At 46.6% G+C, this 12,472-nt stretch carries 10 protein-coding genes; 1 reads left to right on the top strand and 9 read right to left on the bottom strand.

All coding sequences use genetic code 11. The features are described 5' to 3' along the window. Nucleotides 1-73: 73 nt before the first annotated feature. The 8 genes from MHI15_RS19915 to mutS form a co-directional block, all read right to left on the bottom strand. On the bottom strand, nucleotides 74-730 hold the full coding sequence (locus tag MHI15_RS19915) for a YdcF family protein (protein ID WP_076128385.1): 657 nt from the start codon (nucleotides 728-730) through the stop codon (nucleotides 74-76). Between the two features lie 2 nt (nucleotides 731-732). Further along, on the bottom strand, nucleotides 733-1,287 hold the full coding sequence (locus tag MHI15_RS19910) for a DUF402 domain-containing protein (RefSeq protein ID WP_076190185.1): 555 nt from the start codon (nucleotides 1,285-1,287) through the stop codon (nucleotides 733-735). A gap of 186 nt (nucleotides 1,288-1,473) precedes the next feature. Beyond that, nucleotides 1,474-4,032, bottom strand: a complete 2,559-nt coding sequence (locus tag MHI15_RS19905; RefSeq protein ID WP_076302618.1) for a transglycosylase domain-containing protein — start codon at nucleotides 4,030-4,032, stop codon at nucleotides 1,474-1,476. A 139-nt stretch (nucleotides 4,033-4,171) separates the two neighbouring features. Further along, the gene (gene hfq / locus MHI15_RS19900; RefSeq protein WP_036687741.1) at nucleotides 4,172-4,411 is read right to left on the bottom strand and encodes an RNA chaperone Hfq; all 240 of its coding nucleotides are present in this window, start codon (nucleotides 4,409-4,411) and stop codon (nucleotides 4,172-4,174) included. A 19-nt stretch (nucleotides 4,412-4,430) separates the two neighbouring features. After that, nucleotides 4,431-5,411, bottom strand: coding sequence for a tRNA (adenosine(37)-N6)-dimethylallyltransferase MiaA (gene miaA, locus MHI15_RS19895; protein ID WP_175619957.1), 981 nt, complete (start codon nucleotides 5,409-5,411; stop codon nucleotides 4,431-4,433). Then, entirely contained in the window at nucleotides 5,401-6,213 is an 813-nt protein-coding gene (locus MHI15_RS19890) for a class I SAM-dependent methyltransferase (protein WP_305953964.1), read from the bottom strand. Before MHI15_RS19890 ends, miaA begins: the two co-directional genes overlap by 11 nt. Nucleotides 6,214-6,224: 11 nt before the next feature. Then, on the bottom strand, nucleotides 6,225-8,210 hold the full coding sequence (gene mutL, locus MHI15_RS19885) for a DNA mismatch repair endonuclease MutL (protein WP_076302619.1): 1,986 nt from the start codon (nucleotides 8,208-8,210) through the stop codon (nucleotides 6,225-6,227). Nucleotides 8,211-8,252: 42 nt separating this feature from the next. Beyond that, nucleotides 8,253-10,982, bottom strand: coding sequence for a DNA mismatch repair protein MutS (gene mutS, locus MHI15_RS19880; protein WP_076184448.1), 2,730 nt, complete (start codon nucleotides 10,980-10,982; stop codon nucleotides 8,253-8,255). Between the two features lie 207 nt (nucleotides 10,983-11,189). Between mutS and MHI15_RS19875 the strand changes: the two genes are divergently transcribed. Then, nucleotides 11,190-11,987 (top strand): GNAT family N-acetyltransferase, encoded by a 798-nt coding sequence (locus MHI15_RS19875; protein WP_076128370.1) that lies wholly within the window; start codon nucleotides 11,190-11,192, stop codon nucleotides 11,985-11,987. A gap of 14 nt (nucleotides 11,988-12,001) precedes the next feature. Here the strand turns inward: MHI15_RS19875 and MHI15_RS19870 are convergent. Further along, on the bottom strand, nucleotides 12,002-12,472 hold a 471-nt coding region (locus MHI15_RS19870; protein WP_445668008.1), incomplete at its 5' end, for a putative amidoligase domain-containing protein.

The raw sequence follows: 12,472 nt of genomic DNA, 5'->3' as shown, positions 1-12,472 counted from the left end.
GGGGCTGGCTTTTCTAATCAAGTCTCTTCCGGAATAGGAAGCATTATTAGAAGATTCTGATATTTGGGAACAATTACAGGAACAACTGCTGGATTTTCCATTTCGTATAGGCTAGAATTTCACGCGACTTATGCCTTGTCATCGACAGAACAGTGGATTCAGTAAGCCCTAGTTCAGAATTCACATAACCGAGCTCGTCCGCGATTTCGTGTGAACGCCATCCATGATATGTATGCGTAATAATAATTGCTGAGGACAATCCCTCACTTGTCATAATTGCTTTGCTATACAGAAGATTCTCGTAAGTGCTGGTAGCTTTATTTTCAACAGAAATGGCGCTATCCGGAACTCCATGAGCTACTAAATAATTGCGCATGCCTTGACCTTCGGTATATTTAAGATCAGGTTTATCCAAACCTCCAGAAACTATGAAATGCGGGAACATCCCCTCTTGGTAAAGCTTAAGCCCGTAATCCAATCGTTCCTTCAATCCCGGGCTAGGTTCATCTCCCCACATCGACATGCCAAGAATGATCCCTGTATCGGCTTTGAGCATAGGATCTGTCGTTGCAGCTTTATTGATATTCCTCAATGCGTACGCACACCACAACAAACCAACTACAACAATAACCATTAAAGCAATAAGCAACGTTCGTTTAGACCAAATTCGGCGTTTTTTGCGAACAATCCGAATCGGGGAAGAGTCTCTTCCATAAACGTACCATTCCATCTTTATTTCCTCCTGAATTCTCCATGATGAAATAATTCGGCACGATGTTTCAAAGAGAGTGAGAAATAAGGGAAAGCATGAGCATCGATGCCACGTAAAATAGTATGGGCAGTCTCCCAGGCTAGCTTATAATCGTTTTCTGAGATGTCTTGCCTCTCCAGTGCTTCCTCCAGTTCATCCTCATCGAGCAAAAACACCTCGCCGTTCCAAAGTACTACCACGTCCAGATACAAATCGTCAAACCAAGGCACACCTTGGTCAGTAACGCCTTGCACTTTACAGGTGTCTATGTACCATTGAACAATATTTTGTTTTTCGTCGAACATAGCCGTCACAATATAGTGACTATCTTTCGGAAAATATTGCAGCCAGGAATAACCTTTATCTGCAATACGATATGTATGTCGTCCATAGCTCTTCCACAGTGGTTCTTTCAGCCCGTAGATGGTATAAAGCGTAATATATCCGCTGAATTCCCGGCTCTCCACATAGCGGCAGGCAAAATGGCGACGCGTAATCCGGCGCCAGTTGGCCCGGTCTCCGAATTTACGTTTCATAGAAATTACCCTCTCCAGTATGGTCTATTCAGCTTAACACATTTAGAGGATACACTCAAAATATCCCGCAAAATACAAGAAATTTTTCTTCTAAACCTAATAAAAACGGCAGTCCAGCTTCGCTCTATAAATAAAGCAAAGCTGGACTGCCATGGATAAAGCTATTGTTCGAAATTCAAATTCGTTTTATTGAGTGGAAGAATCCCCGTTCACAAAACCTGTCTCTGGATCAGGGTTTGTGGATACATTCCCACTCTCATCGCCGGAACCCTCTCCACCGATAGTGGGTTCTGGAGTTGGGGTCGGCATTGGTGTTGGCGGTGGCGGGGTGATTTCAGGGATTGTAGTACCGCCGTCATTTCCGCCTCCCTCATTGCCGCCTCCGTTATTGCCACCATTTCCATTCTCTCCGTTGTTGCCACCGTCCTCTGGGGTCGGGGTCGGAAGATTAGGATCTATGGTGGGTTCAGGGGTCGGCATTTCATCCTGCACGGATACACTAACCACATTGGAGGGTTCGCTCTCCACTTTTAGCGCAGGGTCATAAGAAGTTACATAATACTCGTAAACCAAACCAGGCAGTGCACTAAAATCGCCTGCGCTGGTAGTCACTGTATTTAACAGTGAGCCAAATTCAGCTTCCGATGTCTCTCTACGATAAATACGATACTCAACGCCGGCAACAGGAACTGCCTCCCAATTGAGATTTACAGTCATCGTAGAAGGATCATATGCTGCTGATAGTCCAGTAACGGTCTGAGCTGTTTCTGGTGTTTCAGTAGGCTCAGGAGCAATCTCGTTATCGAGCTGCGGGAAGGATTTCTTAGGAACATCCTTCAGCGCTTCCTCCATGACCTTACCCCAGAAAGCAGCGGCAAGCGGACTGCTGTTCTTAAGCAGATGCTTTTTACTTGGCTTGTCGTAACCCATCCAGACTGCTGCAGTCCATTCTGGCGTATAGCCTACAAACCATACATCACGGTTCGAGCTGATTCCAGAATATCCACTTTGCGTCGTACCGGTCTTACCGGCAACAGGACGGTCAATCCTAGCTTTTCTACCCGTACCGCTCTCCACGACCTTCTGCATCATCTCAGTCATTTGATAAGCTGTTTCCTTACTCATCACTCGCTCAGGCGTTGTATTCGCTTTGTAGACCGTCTCACCACTGCTGTCAGAGATGGATTTAATGGAATAAGCCTCTCTTAGTTCGCCGCCATTTGCAAAAGCGCTGTAGGCTTGCGCCATTTCCAGCGTATTGGTCCCTTTGCTCATGCCTCCAAGAGCCAGCGAGAGGTTCTTATCCTCATCTTCCAATCCAATGCCTAGTTTCTTGGCAAATTTAAATCCGGTATTCACACCAATTTCATTGAGCAGCCAAACAGCCGGAATATTCTCTGATTTCTGAATGGCATCACTCATGTTGATGCTCTTAGAATATCCGTGCAGGTTGGTTGGACAATAGTTCGCGAAACATTGCTTCTCGTTGCTTAGCGTTGAATTCATGGTGAATTTCCCAGTTTCCAGCGCTGGAGCATAAGAGACAATTGGTTTGAAAGCAGAACCTGGAGAACGACGGCTGCCAGTTACACGACTGTAGCCTTTTTTCTCATAATTCCGTCCGCCAAGGAGTGCGACAATGCTGCCATTCTCCTGATTCACAATCGTCATCGAGCCTTGTACCAGCTCTTCATCTACACTCTTTTCAAAATTATCACTATCTGCAAAAGCATCTTCAACCGTTTCTTGAGCATGCTTATCCATGGTAGTGTAAATTTTGTATCCGCCGATATTCAGATCATCTTCTGACAATCCAAATTTTTCTTCCGCCTCATCTACTGCAAAATCAATAAATGCTTGATAACGCTGTTTCTTTTCTGGCGGCTTATAGTTATAATCTACGGCTTTTGCTTCGTCTCTTTCCTGCTCCGTAATGTACCCTTGCTCATACATAAGCTGAAGCACTACTGCCCGGCGTTCCTTCGAAAGATCAGGGTTACGCAGCGGGTTGTAACGAGACGGGCCTTTTGGCATGGCCGCCAATGTCGCGATTTCCCAAACCTTAAGCTGACTCAAATCACTTTTACCAAAATATCTTACTGATGCTGCTTTAATTCCGTAAATTGTACCCCCGAAGTTAATCCGGTTCAGATACATGGTAATAATCTCTTCTTTAGATTTCTGATTCTCCAGGGCTACGGCAATCGACACCTCAGTTGCTTTACGGAAAAACGTCTTGTCCCGTGTCAGGAAGATGTTTTTGGCGAGCTGTTGAGTAATGGTACTACCGCCCTCTACCATACTTCGTGCGGCTATATCCTTTACTGCTGCCCGGCCAATCGACCATAAATCCACACCAGAATGTTCGAAGAAACGTTTATCCTCTGTGGCTACAAAAGCGTTAACCAATAACGGTGGAATTTCTTCATACTCTACTGGATCACTTTTCTCCAGTGATAATTCGCCGATTAAATTAGCATTGCGGTCATATACCTTAGTCGTTTCATTCACTGTTAGCTTATCCTGGTTCTCAAGCAGAAGCTTTTGACCATTTAGCATAATGAACAGATATCCACCTAATGCACAGAAAATGGCCAATGCCGTAGCGAAGAACAAGCTCCACAGCACACGCTTCTTCGTCAAAAATTTCTTTTTCTTTTTTGTTTTTGATTTTGGTTTTGATTTGGAACTGGACGATCCTCTATCTCTATTGTGATTCGTCCTGGATGTATCGTCTCTAGACATAATGCCTCCTGACTCCCTTTCGGAAATAAACATAAATGGTCTGCCATGAATGAAAAGAACAACCTTCACAGGTTGCTCTCTCACACTCTATTCAAACGATTTATAAACAAGAAAGGTTTCAATTCATTTTTGATAAATGTTATTCTTCACTACTGCTGTCTTGCATCAGTGATACACTACGTTGTGGTGTGAACGTGGAAATTGCGTGTTTATACACCATTTGCTGGCGTCCATCACTGTCAATGACGATTGTAAAATTGTCGAATGCTTTAATTATTCCCCGGATTTGAAAACCGTTGGTCAGATATACCGTAGCAGGGATATTTTCTTTGCGTAGTTGGTTCAAGAATGTATCTTGGATGTTAATGGACTTGTTCATATGACGTACCCCCAATGGTTCAATTAGATTGTTCAGAAGTATATTCAAGACCTGAGAGAAACTTTCCTGCTATTATACCACGTATTTTTGAGAAATTCTCAGAAAAGTTTTGTTCACCTTCGACATCGATCCACTCGATTTCCTTCATGTGGCGAAACCATGACAACTGTCTTTTGGCGAATCGGCGAGTATCGCGTTTAAGCAGTATCACAGCTTCTTCCAGCGTCAGCTCTCCCGCCAGGTAAGCGGCAATTTCCTTGTAACCCAATCCCTGCATGGACACAAGGCTTCTGCTGTAACCGTTATCCAGCAGTCCCTTCACCTCAGCAACGAGACCATCCGCCAGCATGCTATCAATTCGGTCCTCAATACGTTTATATAGTATTTTCCGGTCCATTGTCAAACCTATGAGACATAAGTCATAGGGAGATTCCTTCTTTTGAGCAGCATGAGAAGCGGAAAGTGTAGTGTTTGTCTGGTGTTGAATTTCCAGTGCACGGATAATTCTGCGACGGTCGTTAGGATGAAGTTTGGCTGCGCTGACTGGATCAACCGCCTCGAGTCTGGCATGCAGTGCAAGCGCTCCATGTTCTTCCGCAAATTGATCCTGCTCTTTACGGAAAGCTTCATCAGCCACTGCTTCCGAGAACTGAAAGCCGTAACATAAAGACTCAATATACAGTCCAGTCCCCCCTACGATAAAGGGAAGCTTCCCTCTAGCGCTTATCTCCTCGATGAGTCTAGTGCCCTGCTCTTGAAATTCAGCGGCAGAATACGCATCCTGCGGATCATGAATATCGATCAGGTGATGGGGAATGCCGTTCATTTCGGCGGGTGTAATCTTAGCTGTACCAATATCCATGCCACGATAAACCTGCATCGAATCGCCGGAAATAATCTCAGCGTTATAAGCCGCTGCCAGCTCCAGACTTAACCGGGTTTTGCCTACGGCAGTTGGTCCTAACAGCACTAGAACCTTATGCCTTTCTTTAGTTGTCAATGTGTATCACCCCGTACGATGTTTTGGAGTTGCTTCGGAGCAGCTCAGTAAACCCTAGGCGTTCAAATTCGCCACTCAAAGCCTTTTCTTTTAAAAGAACAGTCTTACGGGCGACCCTAACCGCTTCGGCTACACTCTCTGTCGATAAGGCTGCACGGTTAGCGAATTGCCGCAGCGGGGAAATCGAGGCAGAACCCGTCAGTGGCACGCGAAACATAGGATCAAAATAAACAATATCCACACTTCGATCTGGTTGAGACCGTAAATAATCCAAATGTTCACTATGCACGACATTAACTCTGCGTAAAGCCTCATTGACCTTTACTTGCCCAGAGGTGTAATGAGACATCCCTTCACTGAGCAGTGCGTACAGCGGTAATGAGCTCTCCAAAGCGGTTACCTCTGAGGACTCACCACCATGTACAGCAAACAGTAAGGAGTCAGCTCCTAATCCAGCTGTACAATCCAATACGCTATCTCCGGGAAGCATTCGAGCCGCAACAAGCATCGGCTCGATCTCACCCTTTAGAATTCGTTTAGCGCGAACGAAGCCCATGCTCGGATGAAACTCCATAGGCTCCATTCCTAAGCGGTGTAGTCGAACAGCGTCCTGAGATAGAATCAGAATATCCTCATCTCCGTAATGTTCAACCATCCTTGTAATGGAGAGCTTCTCACGTGGAGCATAACTACAACCCGTTCTCTCCGCAAGGCTTTGCGCGCGTTCTACTATTTCCATTATCGGGCTATACCCCGTAGTTATAATCATGGTGCCTCCAGTCTTGCTCTTAACAAATTTCAAAAAATGTATAATTACATAACCCGCTTGAACAATTTCTCTAAATCATAGGATGAAAAAGAGATCACAATCGGCCGTCCATGTGGGCAAGTATACGGTTGTTTGCACTCTGCCAGTCGGGACAACAGAGCCTCCACTTCCTGTTCTGTTAGTTTATGGTTGGCCTTAATCGAGGCTTTACATGAACACAGAATCGATGACTTTTCTCGTAGCTTCGCAAGATCAATCATACGCTCGCTTAAGACCCACTCCGCCATTTCTTCAACGACCGCCTTCTCATCCCCTTCAGGAAACCAATAGGGCAAAGAACGAACAAGAAAGGTCTGTCCGCCAAAGTGCTCAAGATATACCCCGGCCTGCTGAAACCAATGTAGACGTTCACTAAGCTGACGACTTTCAGAAGGCGTGAACTCCAGTGTAATCGGCAGTAGCAGCTCCTGTGAGGCATCCTCCGGCCGACCAAATTTCTCATAGAAGTATTCGTAATTAATACGTTCATGTGCCGCATGCTGATCGATTAAATAGAGTCCTCCATCATTCTGGGCAATAATATAGGTCCCATGATGCTGGCCTATATAATTAAGCTCAGGAAAGGCCGGAAGTCCAGGCTCTTCTTGTTGTGGTGGAGCCCATAGCTTCTCAACCGAAGGGAGCTGCTTCTGCGCCATTGACGTTTCTTGCGGGCGATAGCTATTTGAATAACTAGTATTCGCATTAGTTTGGCGCCCCTGCGAAGATGAAGACGGATAGCCTGATCCGTAAGCTGGAGCTACCTCGCGAGCTACCTGATGATCCGCCTGACCATCCTTGCTAAAATCACGGGAATTACGGTCAAGGTTCGATGACTGTAGTCCACTTAAGAAGCTGGCAGATCCCGTAGGGGCTGTATCCTTCTCATCACCATTCGAAGATGACGGCGGAACAGCTCCTTTGGAAAAAGCAAATTGCTCCTGGATAAAGGAGCTGCTGCCCTTGGGTCCGATTGTTTCCTTGCTTGGACGTGGAATCAGACTTTGCCCCAGCAGTATTTTGCGGATCTCCTGCTCAACAAAGGTGTAAAGCTCATTCTCTTTACTGAATCTAACCTCGAGTTTTGCTGGATGTACATTGACATCTACCAAAGAGGGGTGCATATCCAGTTCAAGAACTAATAACGGATAACGGTTAATCGGAAGCAAGGTGTGATAAGCACGCATGATGGCTGCGTTCAGTCCATTACTGCGAATATAACGTCCACCGACAATAGTAGTGATTGCATTTCGATTGGAACGTGTCCATTCTGGACGACTAATATATCCGGAAATCCGGTAATCCAAGTCTTCTGCCGTAATCGGCAGCATTGCTTTGGCGGCATTGGTTCCGTAAACAGCTGCGATGACCTGCAGCAGATCACCATTTCCGAGCGTATGCAGCAGCTGATTGCCATTATGATGCAAGGTAAAAGAGATCCCCGGATGAGCCAGCGCCATGCGGTACATGGCATCTGAGATATGGCCCAGCTCCGTCTGAATACTCTTCATATATTTCAGCCTTGCCGGCGTATTAAAAAACAATTCACGAACGGCAAGATCACTTCCCCGGCCGGAAGGAGCGTCCTCATTTCGTATGAGATTGCCACCCTCAATGTCTACTAGGCGCCCTTTGCCGTCATCGGCAGTTGCAGTTAGAAGCGATACCTTGGAGACCGCGGCAATACTGGGAAGTGCCTCTCCGCGGAAGCCTAAGCTTGTGATTTGAAATAGATCGCGGCCATTCAGAATTTTACTTGTAGCATGCCGGTAAAAGGCGGTCTCGCAATCTTCAGGATCAATCCCGGAGCCATTATCTTTAACGCGGATGCTCTGCAAGCCCCCCTCTTCTACCGATACCTCAATTCTTGTACTGCCAGCGTCAATTGCATTCTCGACAAGCTCCTTTACAACAGAAGCTGGCCGCTCTACTACTTCACCCGCAGCTATCTGGTTGGCAATATGCTCGTCCAATATATGAATTTTGGCCATTTCATTCACCTCTTATTTAGGCAATCAATTATTATAAAATCTTTATTGCAGATCCTTAACCTTCATCTTCAGCTCGTTCAACAGACTCATCGCCTGCAGCGGCGTCATATTCATAAGATCAGCGTCACGCACAGAAGAAATGAACTCTTTTAGCGCAGGATTCTCTTGGATTTCGGTTACCGCAACTTGATGTGCACTACCTTTGCGATTCTTGCGTGGTTCTTCCTCACCAAAGATAGACAACTGAACAACCTCATTTTCTACAGGTGCCTCAGTGATGACACTTACGGCTTGCGCTATCGAGGATGCGCTAGCAACTTCTCTTACAGCCGCCTGTCTTTCGAGGCTTCCCCCGTAATGAAGTTCAGAACCACCAGGATGGGCTGCCTGCTCAATGCTCTGCAAGAGACCATAAGCTCGGTCAATAATCCCTTCAGGAAGACCCGCAAGACGTGCACAATAGATGCCATAGCTGCTGTCAGCCGCTCCAGGAACTAGCTTGCGCAGGAAGTTAACTTTATCACCGCTCTCTTGAACAGCCATAGAGTAATTCCGCAGTCCTTTAAGACTCCCTTCCAAATGAGCCAATTCATGGAAATGCGTCGAAACTAGAGCTTTGCAAGAAATAACATCATGTACATATTCAATAACCGCCTGAGCGATGGCCATACCTTCACTGGTCGAGGTACCTCTTCCCAGCTCATCAATAATAATCAAGCTACGAGCTGTTGCTTTCTCTGTCATAACCTGGATATCAGCCATTTCCACCATAAATGTACTTTGTCCACCGATCAAATCATCAGCTGCTCCAATACGAGTAAAGATCCGGTCTATAAGCGGAACTTCAGCACTGTTTGCTGGTACAAAACATCCAATCTGAGCCATGATGCAGATCAGCGCCACCTGACGCATGTAAGTACTTTTTCCCGCCATATTAGGACCTGTAATTAGAAGAATATTACCTTCTTCCTTACTCAGCGTGCTTCCATTTGCAATAAAAGCAGAATCTTTAAGCACCGCCTCCACAACGGGATGACGGCCCCCTTCAAGCCGAAGATCATAACCATCCGAAAGGACTGGCTTCACAAAACGATGTTCGGCACTAACTGCCGCCAAGCATTGATACACATCAATCTCGGCAACCTTTTCCGCAAGATTTTGCAGGCGGGGAATTTGCCCGCTGATGCGATCACGCAGCTCGGTAAACAGGCTGTATTCCAAATCCGTCATTTTATCCTGAGCTTCAAGGATGAGTGCTTCCTTCTCTTTAAGCTCAGGAGTGACAAAACGCTCTGCGTTGGCAAGCGTCTGCTTACGTTCATATCTTCCTTCCGGCAGTGCAGCCAGATTGGATTTGGTGATCTCTATGAAATACCCGAAGATTTTGTTATAGCCGATCTTCAGTGACTTAATGCCAGTGGCCTGTCTTTCCTTAGCTTCCAGTTCAGCGATCCAACGTTTACCGTTACTGCTAGCTTCCCTAAGCTCGTCCAAACGTTCATGATAACCGGAACGGATAATTCCACCGTCGCGCACAGACACCGGGGCATCCTCTACGATTGCGCGGTCAATATCCTCTCGCAGCTCAGCGCATTCATCCATACTTGCACCGATCTCTCGTAAAGTAGCTGAACCGGAGGTCATACATAAATCCTTCAATGCAGGAATTTGTGCCAGCGATAATTTCAGAGCATTCATATCACGGCCATTGGCGCTGCCAAAAGCAATACGACCCACCAAACGCTCCAAATCATAAATTTCTTTAAGCGCTAAACGCAGGTCCTCGCGAACGATAAACTGATTGTACAAATAATCGACAGCCTCTAGGCGCCGTTCGATCGGAGCTCGCTGCAATAGCGGCTTATCAATTCTGCGACGCAACAGACGGGCGCCCATCGACGTTTCCGTTCGATCCAGCAGCCAGAGCAGGGATCCTTTTTTGGAGCGTTCGCGAACCGTCTCGGTTAGTTCAAGATTCCGGCGTGTAAATGGATCTAGAATCATATAATTGCCTGGTTCATAAGGAGAAATCTGACTAAGCTGCCCTAACGAACGTCGCTGGGTCTCATTCAGATAAGAGATCAGAAGCGCCAGACATTGTCCACGTTCCTTCTCTAGACGTACCCATGCCGCTTCACCGAACTGACGACGTGCCAGCTCCTCCTCGCGTTTCTCCCAAGGGGTGTAAACTACAGGTTTGGCTAACAGCGGCGTTTCGCTTCGCAGGATCTCCAAAAGTGCAGCGTCTCCGATGATCTCAGCCGGTTCATAAATGCCAATCTCATCACGCAGCCATTCGGCTCCAGATAATACCGAAGTAACATACAGCTCACCAGTTGTTAAATCGCAGGCAGCTAATGCCATCATTCCGTCACTTTCGGTGACGCAAACGAGGTAGTTATTGCTCTTGTCAGCAATGATTTTTCCATCCATCACGGTTCCTGGTGTCACGACGCGTACAATATCCCGCTTCACCATGCCTTTAGTGACTGAAGCATCCTCTAACTGCTCACAAATGGCGACTTTATATCCTTTTTCTATCAGGCGTTGAATATATCCCTCGGCGGCGTGGTAAGGCACTCCACACATAGGGATTTTCTCCTCGCCCCCGCCTTCGCGGCCTGTCAACGTAATCTCAAGCTCCTTGGAAGCCAAAATGGCATCTTCAAAGAACATTTCGTAGAAATCGCCCAGTCTAAAAAATAGGAAGGCATCCTTAGCCCCTTCCTTTACCTTTAAATATTGCTCTATCATCGGCGTATATTGTGCCATGGTCAACCTCCATGCCTATTTAATGCTGTCCCCCATTATAACAGAAAATTGGTGGACAAAGTTACCCTGAAACCTCACATTAGTACAACGAAAGACTAGAATACTTATCAGACAAACACTTGCAGGAGGTATATTCTTCTGCTTTTAAATATTGTAAAATCTTAACACAGAGCGTCAGCCCATATAAAAATCAAAGGAGAATACAATATGATACGAAAGCTAACGAAGGATGATCAAGAGCTGCTGATGGCATTGCTGCGGAAAGAGCCGGCGCTTAATTTATTTATCATTGGCGATGTGGAGAATTTTGGGTTTGAGCAGGATTTCATGGATTTATGGGGAGAGATTGATCCAGCCGACGGGCGGATAAAAGCCGTTCTGCTGCGCTTCTATAGAAGTTACCTTCCTTATGCAGATGGCCCTTTTGATGTCGAGGGGTTCGCTGAGATTATCCGAAAGGATAATGACATACATATGATCTCCGGAGCCTCAGAGGTGGTGAAGGCTTTTGACGGGGAAATTAATTTCAAACAAGTAAAACAGCTGTATTTTGCTGAATTAAAAGAAATGAACAATAAAATAAGTGAGTCCTTCTCTTCAGCTGAGCCTATTAAAAAAGCTACGGTTCAGGATGTAGAAGCGATTTGCGCACTCACGGATACCATTGAAGAATTTGAAAGCAGCCGGAATGGTGCAAGAACCAGCCTGCGTAAAACGCTGGAAAGCAACACCGGCCGCACCTATTATATAGAACGGGAAGATAAGGTCATTGTCACCGCTTCAACTTCAGCGGAAAATTCCATGTCAGCGATGATTGTAGGGGTTGCCACACATCAAGCATTCAGAGAGCAAGGCCTTGCTTCGCGCGTAATGGCACAGCTATGTGCAGACCTGCTCCATGAAGGAAAGTCATTGTGCCTCTTTTATGACAACCCACATGCCGGAGTTATTTATAAACGACTTGGTTTTCAAGATATCGGTTCATGGACCATTGTTAACATGTAGACCAAATAGTAAAATCACACTTTTACTTTACTGCACCATAACTCACGTATATCACGTGATTCATCCCACGTCCGTTCAGCGGCAATATAGTCGAATAAAGGCTCGATATAGGGGGCGGCAATCTCGTAGCCGCCTAGGGAACGCAGCTGCGCCAGCAATGGGGGGATTGCGGCGCGCAGCGGAGATTTATCGCCGCTGTAGTAGGCGATATGCAGGTCTTCCCGGTCGAGCGGGCGTTGTGTCAGGTCCTCATAATGGCTCACGATTAGGTGAGCCAGATAGACCGCGCCTTTAGCGATGACCGGGGATACCAGGAAGCTCGGCAAGGTCCGGTACTCGAAGCCGCCATGCGGCTGAGTCCGGAAATCGCCGAGCACGCCGTATCGGGGACGACGCGCCCCTGCGCGGACGTCTTCGAGCAGAAGCATGGGCAGCGCGAGATAGTTATCGAGCGCGCGCAGCAGCGGCGCCGTCAGCGTCACGCC

The organism is Paenibacillus sp. FSL H7-0918 (genome assembly GCF_038007025.1).
In the GTDB taxonomy this organism is placed as follows: Bacteria; Bacillota; Bacilli; order Paenibacillales; family Paenibacillaceae; genus Paenibacillus_AQ; species Paenibacillus_AQ odorifer.
The sequence above is the reverse complement of the archived record's forward strand: the minus strand, read 5'-3'. Positions and strand labels throughout refer to the sequence as shown.

Excerpts from the sequence above, each read along its gene's own strand:
- MHI15_RS19915 (WP_076128385.1), bottom strand. The coding sequence starts at position 730 with ATGGAATGGTACGTTTATGGAAGAGACTCTTCCCCGATTCGGATTGTT.
- MHI15_RS19910 (WP_076190185.1), bottom strand. The coding sequence starts at position 1,287 with ATGAAACGTAAATTCGGAGACCGGGCCAACTGGCGCCGGATTACGCGT.
- MHI15_RS19905 (WP_076302618.1), bottom strand. The coding sequence starts at position 4,032 with ATGTCTAGAGACGATACATCCAGGACGAATCACAATAGAGATAGAGGA.
- hfq (WP_036687741.1), bottom strand. The coding sequence starts at position 4,411 with ATGAACAAGTCCATTAACATCCAAGATACATTCTTGAACCAACTACGC.
- mutL (WP_076302619.1), bottom strand. The coding sequence starts at position 8,210 with ATGGCCAAAATTCATATATTGGACGAGCATATTGCCAACCAGATAGCT.
- mutS (WP_076184448.1), bottom strand. The coding sequence starts at position 10,982 with ATGGCACAATATACGCCGATGATAGAGCAATATTTAAAGGTAAAGGAA.
- MHI15_RS19875 (WP_076128370.1), top strand. The coding sequence starts at position 11,190 with ATGATACGAAAGCTAACGAAGGATGATCAAGAGCTGCTGATGGCATTG.